Annotated in this window: 15 protein-coding genes and 1 tRNA gene; 6 read left to right on the top strand and 10 right to left on the bottom strand. The window is 35.6% G+C overall.

The features are described 5' to 3' along the window. The first annotated feature begins 94 nt into the window (after positions 1 to 94). The gene (locus V3565_RS05205) at positions 95 to 997 is read left to right on the top strand and encodes a metallophosphoesterase family protein (protein WP_455478128.1); all 903 of its coding nucleotides are present in this window, start codon (positions 95 to 97) and stop codon (positions 995 to 997) included. 79 nt (positions 998 to 1,076) lie between these two features. On the opposite strand, the gene V3565_RS05200 is transcribed toward V3565_RS05205, so the two are convergent. After that, on the bottom strand, positions 1,077 to 1,985 hold the full coding sequence (locus tag V3565_RS05200; RefSeq protein ID WP_455478127.1) for a cation diffusion facilitator family transporter: 909 nt from the start codon (positions 1,983 to 1,985) through the stop codon (positions 1,077 to 1,079). A 1,598-nt stretch (positions 1,986 to 3,583) separates the two neighbouring features. After that, the gene (mnmA, locus tag V3565_RS05195; protein ID WP_455478126.1) at positions 3,584 to 4,783 is read right to left on the bottom strand and encodes a tRNA 2-thiouridine(34) synthase MnmA; all 1,200 of its coding nucleotides are present in this window, start codon (positions 4,781 to 4,783) and stop codon (positions 3,584 to 3,586) included. Between the two features lie 367 nt (positions 4,784 to 5,150). Between mnmA and sciP the strand changes: the two genes are divergently transcribed. Beyond that, entirely contained in the window at positions 5,151 to 5,432 is a 282-nt protein-coding gene (sciP, locus tag V3565_RS05190; protein ID WP_455478125.1) for a CtrA inhibitor SciP, read from the top strand. A 115-nt stretch (positions 5,433 to 5,547) separates the two neighbouring features. Here sciP and V3565_RS05185 read toward each other — a convergent pair whose 3' ends face one another. Next, positions 5,548 to 5,934 carry a flagellar export protein FliJ gene (locus tag V3565_RS05185; RefSeq protein ID WP_455478124.1) on the bottom strand — a complete coding sequence of 129 codons (387 nt, stop codon included), beginning with the start codon at positions 5,932 to 5,934 and terminating at the stop codon, positions 5,548 to 5,550. Positions 5,935 to 6,519: 585 nt separating this feature from the next. Between V3565_RS05185 and ctrA the strand changes: the two genes are divergently transcribed. Beyond that, on the top strand, positions 6,520 to 7,221 hold the full coding sequence (ctrA, locus tag V3565_RS05180) for a response regulator transcription factor CtrA (RefSeq protein WP_455478123.1): 702 nt from the start codon (positions 6,520 to 6,522) through the stop codon (positions 7,219 to 7,221). 196 nt (positions 7,222 to 7,417) lie between these two features. On the opposite strand, the gene chpT is transcribed toward ctrA, so the two are convergent. Next, positions 7,418 to 8,056 carry a histidine phosphotransferase ChpT gene (gene chpT / locus V3565_RS05175; protein WP_455478122.1) on the bottom strand — a complete coding sequence of 213 codons (639 nt, stop codon included), beginning with the start codon at positions 8,054 to 8,056 and terminating at the stop codon, positions 7,418 to 7,420. A 191-nt stretch (positions 8,057 to 8,247) separates the two neighbouring features. On the opposite strand from chpT, the gene V3565_RS05170 reads away from it, so the two are divergent. Beyond that, complete coding sequence (locus tag V3565_RS05170) at positions 8,248 to 8,853, top strand: DUF1134 domain-containing protein (RefSeq protein WP_455478121.1); 606 nt, start codon at positions 8,248 to 8,250, stop codon at positions 8,851 to 8,853. Between the two features lie 27 nt (positions 8,854 to 8,880). After that, positions 8,881 to 9,525 (top strand): hypothetical protein, encoded by a 645-nt coding sequence (locus V3565_RS05165; RefSeq protein WP_455478120.1) that lies wholly within the window; start codon positions 8,881 to 8,883, stop codon positions 9,523 to 9,525. A gap of 235 nt (positions 9,526 to 9,760) precedes the next feature. Here the strand turns inward: V3565_RS05165 and V3565_RS05160 are convergent, their stop codons facing one another. Further along, on the bottom strand, positions 9,761 to 10,879 hold the full coding sequence (locus V3565_RS05160; protein ID WP_455478119.1) for a DegT/DnrJ/EryC1/StrS family aminotransferase: 1,119 nt from the start codon (positions 10,877 to 10,879) through the stop codon (positions 9,761 to 9,763). A gap of 49 nt (positions 10,880 to 10,928) precedes the next feature. Further along, positions 10,929 to 11,885 (bottom strand): Gfo/Idh/MocA family protein, encoded by a 957-nt coding sequence (locus V3565_RS05155; RefSeq protein ID WP_455478118.1) that lies wholly within the window; start codon positions 11,883 to 11,885, stop codon positions 10,929 to 10,931. Between the two features lie 168 nt (positions 11,886 to 12,053). On the opposite strand from V3565_RS05155, the gene V3565_RS05150 reads away from it, so the two are divergent. Next, positions 12,054 to 12,130 (top strand) — tRNA-Met (locus V3565_RS05150). An 881-nt stretch (positions 12,131 to 13,011) separates the two neighbouring features. Here the strand turns inward: V3565_RS05150 and V3565_RS05145 are convergent. From V3565_RS05145 to V3565_RS05130, 4 genes are read right to left on the bottom strand one after another with little or no spacing between them, the layout of a single operon-like run. Then, on the bottom strand, positions 13,012 to 13,797 hold the full coding sequence (locus V3565_RS05145; protein ID WP_455478117.1) for an ABC transporter ATP-binding protein: 786 nt from the start codon (positions 13,795 to 13,797) through the stop codon (positions 13,012 to 13,014). After that, a complete protein-coding gene (locus V3565_RS05140) occupies positions 13,784 to 14,668 on the bottom strand; it encodes an ABC transporter ATP-binding protein (protein WP_455478116.1) in 885 nt (294 codons plus the stop codon). Before V3565_RS05140 ends, V3565_RS05145 begins: the two co-directional genes overlap by 14 nt. Further along, positions 14,661 to 15,590 carry an ABC transporter permease gene (locus tag V3565_RS05135; RefSeq protein ID WP_455478115.1) on the bottom strand — a complete coding sequence of 310 codons (930 nt, stop codon included), beginning with the start codon at positions 15,588 to 15,590 and terminating at the stop codon, positions 14,661 to 14,663. Before V3565_RS05135 ends, V3565_RS05140 begins: the two co-directional genes overlap by 8 nt. A gap of 2 nt (positions 15,591 to 15,592) precedes the next feature. Continuing rightward, a complete protein-coding gene (locus tag V3565_RS05130; RefSeq protein WP_455478114.1) occupies positions 15,593 to 16,663 on the bottom strand; it encodes an ABC transporter permease in 1,071 nt (356 codons plus the stop codon). Positions 16,664 to 16,678: the final 15 nt, after the last annotated feature.

The following is a 16,678-nucleotide window of genomic DNA, read 5'->3' as shown; positions in this document are numbered from 1 at the left end:
ATAAAGTACTCTTCATTTTACAATTCTCTCCTACCTAAAAAAATGTAACATCCTATCTTACGATTTTTTTATTGCCTAAATTGTTTTCAACGCTATGCTAACATCTATGTTTTATCTTGCTCATATATCAGATGTACACCTTGCACCCTTACCACAACCTTCTTTATTCGAGCTTCTTGGAAAGCGTCTTACCGGCTATCTTAATTGGGAAAAAAAGCGTAAAAGCCAAATGGCAACAAATGTCCTAGACATTCTAATGGACACTTTGAAAAAGAAAAACCCTGACCATCTTGTAATCTCTGGTGATCTTGTCAACCTTGCTTTAGATAAGGAATTTAAACAAGCACGTAATTGGTTACTTAATCAAGGCCAGCCCCAAAATATTTCTGTAACATTTGGAAATCACGACGCCTATGTCCTCGGAGCATTCCAAAAGGCTTGTACTCTCTTCCAACCTTGGATCAAAGGTGATGCCCCACAAAAGAACTCACTTCCCTTTCCTTATATGCGCATTCGCAATAACGTGGCTATTATAGGTGCTTCATCAGCTATTGCTACACCGTGTTTTCAAGCGTTTGGCTATTTTGGCAAAATGCAAGCACAAATTTTATCACAACTTTTAAATGAAGCAGCAGCACGCAATCTCTTTCGTATCATAATGATACATCATCCCCCTTTTCACCATGCAACTTCTTGGCACAAGAAATTGTGGGGCATAGAACGTTTTTTAAGCGTTATCAAGAACCACGGCTGTGAACTTGTTCTTCACGGGCATACTCATTTACCCACATTAAATATTGTTGAAGGAAAAATGGGAAAAATTCCTATTGTTGGTGTTTCTTCTACATCGCAAGCTTTTGGTAATAAAAAACCACCTGCCAGTTTTAACTTATTTGCTATTGAGCATTTTCACCATCAATGGCATTGTCAATTACAGAGATATAGTGTCATTAATCAAAACAACGAAATTGCCTGCACTGAAAAGATTAATCTTTAATATATTGCAAAAATAACCACAAAATAAAATTACATTTTAGTCGCATCCTCTTAAACGATAACAAAATCAGAAGAATTTTTTAAACAAGAGGAATAGCTGTTGTACCAGGAGGCAATTTGGCTTCATCTTCAGGTTCTATGTGAACAGAAACATGCACATTATCAAATTCTTCTTCAAGAGCCCCTTCAATTTTATCACAAATTTTATGTGCTTCTCCTACTTGCATTGTAGCTGGCACAACCAAGTGAAATTCTATAAAAGTAACTCGACCAGCAACACGTGTACGCAAATCGTGCACTTCAAGCGCACCATGTGCATTTGTAGAAATAAGATTACGGATTCGGATAGTTTCATTCAATTCAACCCCACCATCCATTAATCCCTGAACAGCATTATTAATCACTGTCCATCCCTGTAAAAGAATATTAATAGCAATAATTATTGCCAAAATTGGATCCAAAATAGCCCATCCACTCATAAAACCAGCAATCAGACCAATTAAAATACCAAAAGAAGTAAAAACATCCGTTACAAAATGCGCTCCATCAGCTTTAAGAGCTGGTGATCTGTGCATTTTTCCCTGCTCAATAAGAATCCGCCCCCACACATAGTTTATGATACTTGCTGTAAGATGAATAACGAGCCATATCCCAGGTTTCTGTAATAATTTAATGGCTGAAAGAGCAATCCATGCTTCTCTTAAAATTACAATTGCCGCAATAATAATCAGCACACCTTCAAGAATGGCAGAAAAATATTCTACCTTATGATGTCCGAAAGGATGATCTTGATCCGCCGGCTTCATACTCACCCTCACAGCCCACCATGCTATAATTGCTGTAAGTATATTGATAATTGACTCTAACGCATCAGAATAAAGTGCAACCGAACCGGTGATATGATATACCCAATATTTCAAAGCAAAAACGATACAAGCAACTAAAATAGAGCATAGGGCTAAGTTTTGTATTTTGATTTTGACATCCATCACCATACACCCTTCTTGTTCGCTAAATAAGCAATGATAATTTAACTCATAGACCCTATAATATTTTTTGATATGTCGCCAATATTTCTCCACTGCCACAAAATAACTTCAAAATATAACAAAATAGCCACCTGCCATTATTATTTGCAGTTGCAGCACATATATCACGACACCATAAACATAATACTACAGATATTACTCAGAAAAGAAATAGGCAATCTCTAAGAGAAACAAAACATATTATCCTGATAATTCAATAATTTATTTAAAATCGCAACGACCATACTCCTATAATCAAAAAATCATCTATTATTTTTTCTAAAGTAGATAACATCTCAATACCACCTAATGACCTTTTTTATGATCATCATACCAATTAACGTAATTGGCAAAAAAGCACTAAAAAGTTGCTTACTATTCCACGGCAACCTTAATCCGGTACCGTATCAAAAACATCACGACTGCTAAAATTTAAACATCATGTTTTAGACATGAAAATAAAGGTAGAAACCTAATAAAAAGAACCTAGGCATTGGGGACCTAGGTTCTTTTCCCTTAGTAATCAAGGATATACAGGGCTTAGGAAATAGCGGGGACCTAAAACCCTGCACCCGACACGAAGACAACACGTTGTACCACACTCGGTATTTGCATACTATACTTTTGGTTGTATTGTGTCAACAAAATTCTACCTATGGTTTTAAGAAATATTTTTTCACTCCTCTATTCAAGAATAAAAAAATTCAACATATGACCATTTAGAAAAAAGAATACTCAAAATCTCTGATAAATTTTAATCTCATGATAATTCATAACTTAAAAATTCATCATATTTTTCATGAAAAAGATAATGTTGAAAAGAAACATCAATTTATTACGAATAAGCAAAATGATATTATCAGAATTGTTAAATTTTCCAGAGATTCATGCTTGATTATTCTTCATGGTACCCAGGCAATTTTTGAACTTATACCACTTTTAGAATCAACATATTATGTTTCTTTTTATTCCGTAAAATAAGATATTATGTCATGAGCTTTCATATTCATAGTTATGACAAGATAGTTTCTAAAAATCCTTAATTCTATTTTCAAGAAATCTATCTAATCATGATAACATCAGCACCATTTTTTACAACGTAGCAGCCTTTACCAATAACGGCATGATTAGTTGATAAAACTTTGTGCAATCTATATTTATCACAAAATTAATTGAGATCTATTATCATATAAAGCCTTTATGTTGATAACAGCGTAGTAAATTTGAACCAAGCAAACTCTTATCTTTATGCGCTTCATAATTTTATCTTTTGTAATTTGCAAGATAGAAAAAGCAACAAAGCTAACGGATCTTATGTCGAAAATAAACAGCAACAGCTGACACACTTAATATTACGTCAAAATCAAAAACCTTGCGTATTCTTACAACTTCTTGACCTTGTAACGTTAATATTACTCATAACATTAAGCACCACATCAACATACTTTGCCAATTGTTCTAACCTCAATGCAAGATGATAACATCTCAGGTAATAAAAACACGTTCCTAAGGGATTATATTTTATTTATTAAGACATCATTGTTTTATGTTTTAAGTTATTATGAAACAGTAACTGTTGTTTCCAGACTACACAAAACCTGCTTCAACATTGCTTCAGCACCAGCTGCACGCTCTGAATGCGTAATGAACCCACCCCCAAGCACACGTGCTCCATCACCATCTTCATCATAAAAAACACAAGCCTGCCCTGGTGCTACACCACTTTCATGTTCCAACAAATTAACAAAAAAGACACCCTCTTTATAATGTAAACGAGCAGGACGTGGAGGACGCGTTGAACGAACCTTTACAGCAACTTCAACACCATCAGAAGGAAAATTATCTAATCGCTCATCACCAAGCCAATTCATATCACGCAAAAAAAACTTATGTGTTTCCAACATTTCACGCGGACCAACAATAACACGTGCGTTTTCTACATCGAGATAAACCACATAAAGTGCTTCACCAGTTGCAACACCAATTCCACGACGTTGACCAACCGTATAATTAAAAATTCCAGAATGTTTGCCCAAAATCTTCCCATTGACATGCATAATAACTCCAGGTTTTGCAGCTTCTGGATGCAATTTTGCAATAACATCAGAATATTTGCCCTGCGGAACAAAGCAAATATCCTGACTATCATGCTTATTCGCAACAGCAAGACCCATTTCTTCTGCTATTTCACGAACACGAGATTTTGAAAGATCACCAAGAGGAAAACGTAAATAATCGATCTGCTCTTGTGTCGTTGCGAAAAGAAAATAGCTTTGATCACGAGCTGAATCTATAGGGCGAAATAATGCCCGATGCGCACCAAGAGAACGGCTGCGAATATAATGTCCTGTTGCCAAAGCATCTGCACCCAATTCGTGCGCAGTTGCCAATAAATCTGCAAACTTAACAGTCTGATTGCATGCTATACATGGCACAGGTGTCTCTCCATGTGCATAACTTTCTGCAAAAGGATTAATCACAGCTTTACGAAACCTTTCCTCATAATCAAGGACATAATGAGGTATTCCTAAGGTCTCTGCCACGCGACGCGCATCTTCAATATCTTGCCCAGCACAACAAGCCCCCACACGATGCGTTGCAACACCATGATCATAAAGCTGCAACGTAATCCCAATTACATCGTAACCTTCTTTTTTCAAAAGACCTGCAACAACAGATGAATCAACTCCTCCAGACATTGCAACAACAACGCGAGAATCTTCAGGCTGTCCTGCTAAATCAAGACTATTTAAAATCATGCATTTATTCTCTACCTAAATGTATACTATATGATTAGCATTCTTATGCGTACTATCCATTAATCTCCCTATAGCTTCTTTTAAGTCTTTCCACAACCAATAGCATTACCTTTTTAGAAGATACTGAAAACGAAAAAAGATTAGTAAAAATAAGGCAAAATAAAAATAAAGAATCTTTTTTACTCTTTAATATAAATTACAGAAAAAATTCTACAAAAGCATTATAGTGGATCATTCTACTTGTTTCGTGTCATATTTTTTACGTATTTGCGTAACTTTAATAATTATTTTTTCAACAAATTTAGTTCTTTTTTAAAGTTCTTGTCTTACAAAGAAAACAAGTCCTTGGCTGAAAGTAGAGGATACAATGACTAATTTGATGAAAACACAAACACAAATAAAATATGTTACTGGACCAGACGGAAGTCCACTTACAATCGCTGATTTACCACCGAAAACAACAAGACGCTGGGTGATTCGTCGCAAAGCTGAGGTTGTTGCGGCTGTTAGAGGTGGGCTATTAAGTCTTGATGAGGCGTGTAAACGCTATACTTTGACCATAGAAGAGTTTCTTTCATGGCAAAATTCAATTGATGAACATGGCTTGGCTGGGTTACGAACAACTAAGATCCAGCGTTACAGATATTAAATGATCAAACACAACTTCAGACGCTATTCAAAACAACCAGACTCTACAAAATCTGGTTGTTTTGTGCTTTCCGCGCATCAATCCTAAAGAACTTATATTCAAATAACGGCTTTCATTATCCAATCATAAAGTTTGATTGCATCAAGACACGATCATCATCCGCTACTATACCATTATCCCGCGGATCAAAAAGCTGTATGCGTTGTAACTCTGTATTAACCTCATCTAGAGCAGCTTCAACATTTGTTTTCTGAATCTGCAAATCACGAATCGAATTTATCAAATTATCACGTCTTTGTCGTGCTGCACGAGCAAAAGCCGAATACGCGAAATGATGAGTATCATTGTTTCCCGATTTACGTTCTTCATTAACAATTTGTTCTTCTAGCTCTAAGACCATTTTTTCAAATTCTGCAATCATCATATCAAGCTGTGTAATCTCACGACGCTTCCCGCGCACTTGAAACATCTTCAATCGTACTGCACCTTCGCGTGACTTCATACTTACTACTCCCTAACTACACCAACAAAAACATTCGCATTTGCACTCTTTAACCATCCCCTTAAATGACTATCTTGACCGATAAAAAACAAACCGGTTATTATTAGCTTGAAATTACAGCTATTTTGCTTTTTCTCTAAAGAGTCTGCAAACACGATTTTCTTTCAAGTCATAATAACCACTTTTCTACTTCTCAGCCGCACTATAGATTGAAGAGGTTTAAAGCTCAGTAAATAAATATTACAATTGTAAAAAGGATAATTTGAAAAAGCCTATTACAAAATTTTTTGAAAGTTAAAAAGCAACGAAACAAGAAATTCATTCTTCCATTAAGTCATAAAATATACAATTTTTCTAAAATTATTTTGTCAACCTCTTTTAAAAATACAAATATTTTGTTAACCACTATCATAGATAGTGGGGAATTCAGTGGCGATTGTTACGCGTACTACTGAAGTGTTCATAAACACTTTTTATTATAAGTGTTTGTTTTTATGAATCATTTTTATAAATAGCAATTTGTCAATTGCCATAGAACAAAGTAGCTCTTTTTGATTCGAAAGAGAGCGAAGTGAGGGATCTAAGATGCGCGTATTATTAATTGAAGATGATAAAGCAACCACTCAAAGTATTGAATTAATGCTAAAATCAGAAAATTTTAATGTCTATATAACTGATTTAGGTGAAGAAGGAGTTGATTTAGGTAAACTTTATGATTACGATATCATTTTGCTTGATCTGAACTTACCTGATATGTCAGGTTTTGATGTCTTAAAAACCCTGAGATTGTCAAAAATAAAAACCCCCGTTCTCATTCTTTCTGGAATGAGTGCTGTGGAAGATAAGGTACGTGGTTTTGGCTTTGGTGCTGATGATTATATGACCAAACCTTTTCATAAAGACGAATTAATTGCACGTATCCATGCGGTTGTACGCCGCTCTAAAGGTCATGCACAGTCAGTTATCGTTACCGGAGATCTCACCATCAATCTCGACGCTAAAACAGTGAGCGTTGCAGGACGTCCTGTTCATTTAACAGGGAAAGAGTATCAAATGCTAGAGCTTTTGTCTCTGCGCAAAGGTACCACACTTACCAAAGAAATGTTTCTCAATCATCTTTATGGTGGAATGGATGAACCAGAACTTAAAATTATTGATGTCTTCATCTGTAAACTGCGAAAAAAGTTGGAAGCTGTATCTTCTGGTGTGGATTACATTGAAACAGTGTGGGGGCGCGGTTACGTATTGCGTGATCCAGTTGAGCAAAACATACTCAAAACTGCTTAAGCAATAAAAGTACACGCTATAAAATCTTGGAATAAGACCTCAGATGAAAAATCAGAGATCTTATTCTTTTAAGAAGGTTTTTATCCTAAAATTTATTTTGATAAAAGAACACCCGTTAACTAAAAATCCTAAAACTATCCCCTTCGCAAATACAATCTAACTTATTTTTATTATGGCTTCAGTCATTTTACACAACTCAAAGATTCTTCACACCTTCTAAAATAATAAAATTGTCAGTTTCATTTATATTTATTGTCATAGATGTTATCTCAGCAAGGAGTATTGTATAATAAAACTGTATGACATGAGCATCGATAAGTTCTTCTTGAAAATTTCCACTGTATAACTCAACAAAATGAGTAGGTATCCGCAATGCTGTACCACAAATCTCAAACCGAAAAGAACGTTTAGTTTCATCTTGCAAAATCGTAACAACTATTTCACCGCCACGAGAAGCTGTTGCAACTGCAACCAATAACAAATTGAGCAAAAGTTTAATTTCATCTTTTGGTAACAACAAATCAGGAGCATGCCATTTTAAAACTGCTTTTTCCTCTTTCATATATTGTTGAGCAACTTTCTCTGCAAAACTCGTATCTATTTTACATCCCAATGCTCCTGCAAAACCAAAAGCCAATCGTGCAAATTGTAGACGAGAAGAAGCATTTGCAACAGACCAACGCACTAATTGCAAAGCCTCTTCATCAGATCCCCCTTCATCATAAAGCTCCATTGCATTTTGAATGGCACCAACAGGTGAGATTAAATCATGGCAAATCCGACTACAAAGCAAAGCTGCAAGATCCATAGACTTCAAAGAAATAGCTAATTTCATAATTACTGATAACTCCTAGATTTACAAACAAAATGCATTTTGAAATAAAATTATTAATACTAAATACATATAATGTAATAATCGCATTAAAAAATTCAGGAATAGATTCAATAAGTTAAATAATTTTACATTTTATTTTTATTTGAATTATATTATTTGTTTATTTATAATTAATAAAAGGAAAACAACCTATGGCTTTCTCTCTTCTATTATGCCCATCACGTTGGTGCAAAAGTGTTGTATCTTCGATAATCCTTTTATTTATCGCTATAAACATTGCATATACTCAGCCTCCATCAGCAGAAAAAAATGAACCACGTTATTCGCTACAAGAAATTATCGATTCTGGTCATACTTTTTTCGGAAAAACAGCAAGTGGCATAGCATCAGCAATTGAAAATATCTTTTCACAATACGGTTATCCAAATGCTTATATTTTAGGGGAAGAAGCTTCCGGCGCTTTTTTTGCAGGACTAACTTACGGCGAAGGACAGCTTTTCACCAAAAGCTACGGTCAGCATAAAATTTTTTGGCAAGGTCCTTCTCTAGGGTGGGATTTTGGCGGACAAGGTTCTCGTTTAATGATTCTAATTTATAATCTTAGTAATGTAAATAATTTATGGGGACGCTATGGTGGTATTTCAGGTTCAGCCTATTTAATTGCAGGTGTTGGTTTTCACGTTCTGAAACACAAGGATATCTTATTAGTCCCTGTACGCACAGGAATTGGTGCACGCCTTGGAATCAATGTAGGATATTTAAAATTGACACACACACCAACATGGAATCCATTCTAAGAGGATTCACATTCAAAAAGGGGTTTTATGCTTATACAATCATTTCTTTTTTTTGTTCTTGGAGTTGCCTCTACTTCTTGGTTATTAGTGCTCTTCTCCCCCTTTATTTGGCGAAAAGCCATTCACCTTTCGCGTAAATTTATTTCTAACCAACTTCCATTATCTCTCACTGAAATACAAGCAAACCACGATTTTCTCCGAGCGCAACATGCCGTAGAATTAGCTCGCGTTGAACAAAAGTATAACTCTTTACAAGAAAAATATGCTCAACAAAAAGTACAACTCAGCCAAACAAAAGAAAAACTTTATCGATTACTTTCTTCCGTCCAATCTACTCCCTATCCTCCCATTGAAAAAAATTCTATTTTAATAAAGAATAAACAGAGTGCTCCCGCGACAAACACTTTCATAACGGATATAGAAACCATGCACGAGAAAATTACACATTGTCAGAAACGTTTACAAGAAATTCGAATTGAGGATCTTAATTCTTCTTCTGTCCATAAACTCTTAGATGAATTACGTGAAGAAATAAAAGAATTAGCAGCAACACTGGCAGCTCAAATAGTTTCACAAGAGGGTGAAGATTCCCCTATTAAAACATTAATTCAAAATTCTGATAGCAAAAATGACTTAGCATTTCATATTCGCAAAAAAACAGCTATTAAATAATTTTACTTATTTGAATAGATTAAAATACGAATGTTTTAACGAATGCATATTGGTATTTAGCGTATTTCCTTATAATAAACAAATCCGCTACCATAATGTAGTATCTTGATAGAGTACGTTGTTCAATTTTACCCTTGTTTGTTGAATCATAACTATTCCCTCACTCCAATACCTTTTAGGAAGTATCTTAAATAAGGCGCGCCATTCAAAGAATTATAAAAAATATAAAATTTTCTTAAGAATGATAAAAATCTCTTATTCGTTGAATAATCATATCTTGATCACTTTTCGTCAAATAAGGATGCATAGGTAAACTTAACACACTGTTCGCTAAAGACTCAGAAACAGAAAGAGAACCAGCTACATAAGGAAAATGTTTATAAGCTGGCTGTTTATGCAATGGAGTTTTGTAATAAACCATAGTAGGAATAGAATTTTCCTGTAAATAGTCCTTTAACCCATCTCGATTTTCTACCTTAATAGTATATTGCGCATAAGCACAACGAATATCCTTTCCAACGTCTGGAACTTGGACAACATCTTTCAAACCATCGAAATAACGTTGAGCAATTCTTACGCGCTTTTCCATCTCATCTTCAAAGATAGCAAGCTTTTCTAATAAAATTGCAGCTTGAATTGTATCTAAACGTGAATTCAAACCAATACGTACATTGTCATATTGTGTTTCACCTTTACCATGAAATATAATAGAACGTAAAATCTCCGCTAAATCATCATTATTGGTCATCATAGCACCCCCATCGCCATAACACCCTAATGGTTTCGCAGGATAAAAGCTGGTTGCAGCAACATCACCAAAAGCTCCACACATAACACGACCGCTTCGACCACCAATTGATTGAGCACTATCCTCAATAATCAGAAGATTCTCTTTTTCAGCTACAACAGCAATTTTCGTATAGTCGGCTGGAAGCCCAAACAAGTCAACAGGAATTATCGCCCTTGGTTTTAAACGTCCCTCTTGTTTAATCATTGCAATCGCTTCACATAGTTTTTCAACGTCAATATTGAATGTATCAGGCATAACATCAACAAAAACAGGTTCTGCTCCTACCAAAGCAACAACTTCAGCCGTTGCAGAAAATGTGAAGCTAGGACAAAATACAGCATCACCTACACCAATATTTTTAGCCATAAGAGGTATTTTTAAAGCATCAGTTCCGTTAGCACATGCAACCACATGCTTAACATTCAAATAATCTGCCAACCTTTCCTCAAATTCTGTTACTTTTGGCCCAAAAATATACTTACCACCCTCTACAACATGTGTGATTGCAGCATGAATTTTATCTGTAATACGCGCACGCTGTGCCGCAAGGTCTATGAATTGCATATTAACTCCATTGATAATCACAATAATGCAAAAACACTACTTATCTCTTTTATCCATGGTACTTGAGATCAGCAGCAGTTAGAATTCGTAAAACAGCTACAGCATCATCACCATTTGTACGAGGTGATTGACGCGTTTCAACACAATGAAGAAAATGCTGTAATTCCCGAGTCAGTGGTAAATCATCACAAATATCTATGTAACTCGGTTTATCGGTGCTAGAAGCCCATTCTTTATTTTTATTCCAAACGGAAAAACGATGAAATGCCAGTTTACGGCTCCATGGTTCCATATCATCAAAAACGAGCATAGCTTTTGTACCAACAATTGTTAAACGCCTTTCACGATAAGGACTAAGGCGTGAAGTAAAAAGATGACTACGGACACCATTTGGAAAAGTCAAATGAATATGAGAAAAATCAGAAAGTTGATCAATCACAGCGGCTCCCTCTCCCCGAATTTCAGAAGGTTCACATCCTGTCAAAGCCAAAATCATTGATAAATCATGAGGAGCAAGATCCCATAGAGCATCACTTTGCGTATGAAATTTTCCGAATCCTAATCGATGAGAATAAATATAACGTATATCACCTATCTCTTTCTCTTTTACCAATTCACATATTTTTTCAAAAGCAGGATGGAATCGCAAAATATGACCAACCATAAAAATCCGTCTGTATTGATTTGCTATGCGAACTTGATGCTGAGCATCAACTACATTTAAGGCAATTGGTTTTTCAACCAAAACATCTTTACCATTTTTAACAGCACATAGAACATTTTCTGTATGAAATTGAGGAGGTAATGCGATAATCAGAGCATCAATATCTACATGAGTGAACAAATCTTCGGGCGCAACAACGTCAACGCCATACTCTCTTGCAAAACTCGTAGCACGCTCAATATCCTTATCAGAAACAGCTGCTAAAGCTCCAAGCTTATAGAGTGTGCGTATATGATTCTTACCCCAATAACCACAACCTAAAACCGCCACACGTGGCAACATTTTTATGCCTTACCCTACTAATTATATTAAAAATATATTTTTATATACTCCATATCGAGGATAAAATAGAATGACAAGAGAAAAGCTTAAAGCGACGCTTGACATCTTACTGTTCTACCCCTTATATCCGGTGAGAATGGAATGGTTGGCATGATGCTTATCTATTTTGGCGGAGTAGCTCAGTAGGTTAGAGCAGAGGAATCATAATCCTTGTGTCGGGGGTTCAAATCCCTCCTCCGCTACCATCTGTCTTTTTTAGCTTACCACCTCGTTTCCCACCAACTTATTTTTTTTAAAGGGATTGCAAAAATTTTTCAAAACCTCATTCCATTTTTGCTAAAAAATTGTAATTTTTTCGATTTTTTGCTCTTTATGGCAAAAAATATACGTAAAAACAACGAATTATAACTAATCCTATCTCTTCCCACTTGGAGAAAAACATAGTGTCAAACTACGATAAGTGAGGTATTATTATAAGAAATCCTATAATACGATTAAATGATAAGTGGTAGCACAATCATTGATGAAAATTCAAAAGTGATTCCCTATGAATCCAAGACACTTGTAACAATTATAAATGCTAGCAGAAAAATTTAGGGAAAAAATATTGAAAAAATCAATTTTGGTGTTGCTATAATTGTTAGGAATATCATCAGAATTATCAATGATACAAACACTCGAACCGTAACAGTTACAAATCTATTACAGCGTTTCTTTACAAAATGAAAAGTTAGAATAATGTCTTAACTGCATACCCTATACTGAAAAAACCATTTTCTTTCAAAAGGTGGAGTGAAAATTATAACTGAAATTCCAAAAAAAATAAAACATATGTCATGTAACAGCAAGAAAATATTTTCGTAAAAAACCCGTCATTATCAACTTAACAACATATTATGCTTTGCAAATCCCACTGTAAAAATATGACAATAAAACTGTCAGGCATCGAATAAATATAACAACCATATCGCAAAATTGATACATTCTATCATGTACCATATAGCCTAGTAAAACAGCAGAAAAACTCAACAGTATAAGAATCAGCACTTAGCTAACCAACTTATTCTGATAGAATTTTCTAAGGCAGTAACAAAAACAGAAAAAACTTTACTCTTTTTCTATAAACCTAAAATACTCGTTCTTCTCTATGAGCAATAGGTTCAATACTGGCTTCAAAAAACATCTTTGTGTAATCATTTTTTGCGCGTAAATTGCGCAAATCATTATTGCTGAGCTCTTCAAGAATAACTCCTTGATTCATAACGCCAACACGTTCACATATATGAGCAATAACTGAAAGGTCATGGGATACCATTAAATAGGTTAAGTTCTTTTTTTTCCGTAATGATTTCAATAAATTTAAGATTTCAGCTTGAACAGATACATCTAATGCAGATGTTGGTTCATCAAGTAACAAAACTTCTGGCTCAATAATCAAAGCCCTTGCTAAAGCAATACGCTGACGCTGCCCCCCAGATAGTTCATGTGGATAACGGTAAAGAAACGAAGGATCTAAACCGACAGAATCCAAAACGCTGTGCACTCGTTCTTTTTTATTATCCATACAATGAATTGCAAGCGATTCTGAAAGAACAGTATACACCATCTTTCTTGGATGAAGAGAAGCATAAGGATCTTGAAAAACCATTTGAATACGACGCAAAAAAGACTTGCATCTCTTTTGTAATACTTTTTCTCCGTCAAAGATAAAATTTCCACTATGATGAGGAACAAGGCCTACCAATGCATTCAAAATTGTTGATTTTCCACATCCCGATTCACCAATCAAACCATAAGCTTCACCACACTTAATGTGGAAATTAACATTTTTCACGACTGTTACTGCTTTGTTCCCACGTCCAAAGGTTACAGATAAATTGGAAACATCAACAATATTTTTACAATTGGTCATAGCAAACTTTCCCAACACCATTAACAATCGTTGAACTATGTAGCCAATCTGGATCCCGCTCAAGAACAGCCAAATCATCAACTGGCTTATCAAGCCGTGGCAAACTGTTCAATAGAGCTTGGGTATAGGGATGACACGCACACGATAAATCACACGCAGGCAATTCTTCTAATATACGCCCAGCATACATAACTAAAACACGATCACAAAAATCGGCAATCAAATTTAAATCATGACTGATAAAAATAACACCTGTTCCAGACTTTGTCACAAGTTCATCTAATACTGATAAAACCTGACGCCTTACAGTGATATCAAGTGCAGATGTTGGTTCGTCTGCAATAATTAGATCAGGATTTGGAATAAGCATCATAGCAATCATAACTCGTTGTCCCATTCCACCTGATATTTCATGAGGAAACAACCGCATAACATATTCAGAATTACGAATATGAACAGATTCTAGCATTGAAATTGCTCTTTCTCGCGCTTCCATCCTTGTAACATGATGATGAATACGATAGGCTTCTATGATCTGATCCCCAATTCGCACCAATGGGTTAAGCGAATATTTAGGATCCTGTAGAATCATTGAAATACGTTTCCCCCGAATAGCTCGCATCTGAGCTTCACTAGCACCCAATAAATCAATACCATCGAAACACATTTTTCTAGCTTGGATAATTGCTGATCTTGGATTCAGTTTTAAGATCGCACGCCCAGTCATTGATTTGCCAGACCCTGATTCCCCAACAATTCCAATTTTTTCTCTTCCAACAGAAAGATTAATACCACGCACAACCTCTGAAATACCACGATATGTTGGAAAAGAAATGCGTAAATCCTCTATGTTTAATAATGTCTTATCCATTTCGCGAATCCAATATATCACGCAGCCCATCACCCAAAAGATTGAACCCAATACTTGTCAGCAATATTGCGCAACCTGGTATTGCTGCCAACCACCAGCTTGTCATCATAAATTCGCGACCTGTTGAAAGCATAACGCCCCATTCTGGATTCGGAGGCTGAGCACCTAATCCTAAAAAACCAAGACCAGCAGCCGTTAAAACAATCCCAGACATATTCAGTGTTAACCATACAACTACTGAGGGAATACACATTGGTATTACATGCAAGAAAATAATCCTCCAAGCAGATGCACCTTGCAAATAAACTGCTAAAACATAATGAGAAGATCGTATAGTCAAAGTTTCAGCACGTGCCAAACGTGCTATAGGTGGCCATGCAGCAATTGAAATTGCAATTGCTGCATTTTCAATCCCAGGCCCCAAAGCTGCTGAAAAAGCAAGAGCTAAAATTAAACTCGGAAAAGCAAGAAAAACATCAACTATACGCATGAAAACAGTATCAACCCATCCTCCTATATAGCCAGAAACAGTACCAATAATAAGCCCTATTGGGCCTACAATAACTGTAGTTAAAAAAACAATATAAAGAGTAATACGTGCTCCGAAAACTAAACGACTAAAAATATCACGCCCCAATTCATCTGTTCCAAAATAATTCTGCATAGATGGTGGCCTCAGCCGATGAGTGAGATCATTGCTAAAAATGTCATGAGTGGCAATCCAAGGAGCAAAAATCGCACATAAAATAATGGCAAAGATAATAAACATCCCTGATAAAGCCGAAAAATTACGGAAAAACCTAATCAATATATGATAAAATTTCTGTATATTCGCCTGCATTGCCGACTGTGGGACAGATTCATTCAACCAGCGTCTCAAAGAAAATAATAAATATGACTTATTATTATGAGGTGTCATCATATTCAACGTGTCCTAGGATCAAGAATTCGATAAAGTAAATCAGAAAATAAATTAATGGAGACAAAGAAGAATCCTACCAGTAAGGTACATCCTACGACTGCATTCATATCTCCTGCCAAAAGGGCACTGGTTAAGTATCGCCCAAAACCAGGCAAAGCAAAAACTGTTTCTGTCAAAACAGCACCTTCTAACAAAAAAGCATAAGAAAGTGCGATCACGGTGATAACCTGGACAGAAATGTTACGAAAAGCATGCCCCCAAACTGTACGCATCCACGATAATCCTTTAACACGCGCGGTAATAATATACTCCTGATTCAACTGTTCAAGCATAAACCCACGAGTCATACGACTAATATAAGCCATAGAACCAAAAGCAAGGATTAAAGCTGGCATAATAATATGACCAAAGACATTCCTGAAAGCTTCCCATTGCCCTTGTACAGCAGTATCCAAAAGAAAGAAGCCTGTCTTGGGTTCAAAAAAAGATTCATAGATAAAATCTATCCGTCCTGGAGAGCCTATCCAATTAAGTTTAACATAAAATACCAACAATGCCATTAACCCAAGCCAAAAATTGGGTGTTGAATAACTAATCAGTGTAAAAATGCGGACAAAATAATCAATAAATGAATCACGGTACATTGCTGCAAAGACACCTAATGGAATACCAAATCCTGTACCAATGATAATAGCAACCGTTGCAAGCTCTGCTGTAGCAGGAAATACACGTGCAATATCCAACAAAACAGGGCGACCAGAGATTAAAGAATCTCCAAAATCAAAAATAAAAATATTTTTAAGGTAATTCCAATATTGGACGATCAGTGGTTGATCAAAGCCCAATTTATAGAACATTTCATCATAAGCTTCTTGGCTGATATTCTCACCAAGAATGGCAAGAATGGGATCTAAAGGAAGAATACGACCAATAAAAAAAGTGATTGTTACTAAACCAAGTAATGTAATAAAGACTGATATTAGTAGCTTAAGTACCTTGAAAAAAAAATCCAATAAAAATAGATTTTCCTTTTTACGTAACGTTGCCCCCCACTTTGAAAATGGTAAAGCCATTATGATAATCCCCTT

This window comes from Bartonella sp. B10, from assembly GCF_053794435.1.
This window is presented reverse-complemented; position numbering and strand designations above follow the sequence as displayed.

Bases quoted from the DNA above. Each gene is read 5' to 3' on its own strand.
- V3565_RS05200 (WP_455478127.1), bottom strand. From the start codon at position 1,985: ATGGATGTCAAAATCAAAATACAAAACTTAGCCCTATGCTCTATTTTA.
- V3565_RS05170 (WP_455478121.1), top strand. From the start codon at position 8,248: ATGGCTTTCTCTCTTCTATTATGCCCATCACGTTGGTGCAAAAGTGTT.
- V3565_RS05140 (WP_455478116.1), bottom strand. From the start codon at position 14,668: ATGGATAAGACATTATTAAACATAGAGGATTTACGCATTTCTTTTCCA.
- sciP (WP_455478125.1), top strand. From the start codon at position 5,151: ATGACTAATTTGATGAAAACACAAACACAAATAAAATATGTTACTGGA.
- V3565_RS05160 (WP_455478119.1), bottom strand. From the start codon at position 10,879: ATGCAATTCATAGACCTTGCGGCACAGCGTGCGCGTATTACAGATAAA.
- chpT (WP_455478122.1), bottom strand. From the start codon at position 8,056: ATGAAATTAGCTATTTCTTTGAAGTCTATGGATCTTGCAGCTTTGCTT.
- V3565_RS05145 (WP_455478117.1), bottom strand. From the start codon at position 13,797: ATGACCAATTGTAAAAATATTGTTGATGTTTCCAATTTATCTGTAACC.
- V3565_RS05130 (WP_455478114.1), bottom strand. From the start codon at position 16,663: ATGGCTTTACCATTTTCAAAGTGGGGGGCAACGTTACGTAAAAAGGAA.
- V3565_RS05205 (WP_455478128.1), top strand. From the start codon at position 95: ATGCTAACATCTATGTTTTATCTTGCTCATATATCAGATGTACACCTT.
- V3565_RS05135 (WP_455478115.1), bottom strand. From the start codon at position 15,590: ATGATGACACCTCATAATAATAAGTCATATTTATTATTTTCTTTGAGA.
- ctrA (WP_455478123.1), top strand. From the start codon at position 6,520: ATGCGCGTATTATTAATTGAAGATGATAAAGCAACCACTCAAAGTATT.
- V3565_RS05165 (WP_455478120.1), top strand. From the start codon at position 8,881: ATGCTTATACAATCATTTCTTTTTTTTGTTCTTGGAGTTGCCTCTACT.
- V3565_RS05185 (WP_455478124.1), bottom strand. From the start codon at position 5,934: ATGAAGTCACGCGAAGGTGCAGTACGATTGAAGATGTTTCAAGTGCGC.
- V3565_RS05155 (WP_455478118.1), bottom strand. From the start codon at position 11,885: ATGTTGCCACGTGTGGCGGTTTTAGGTTGTGGTTATTGGGGTAAGAAT.
- mnmA (WP_455478126.1), bottom strand. From the start codon at position 4,783: ATGATTTTAAATAGTCTTGATTTAGCAGGACAGCCTGAAGATTCTCGC.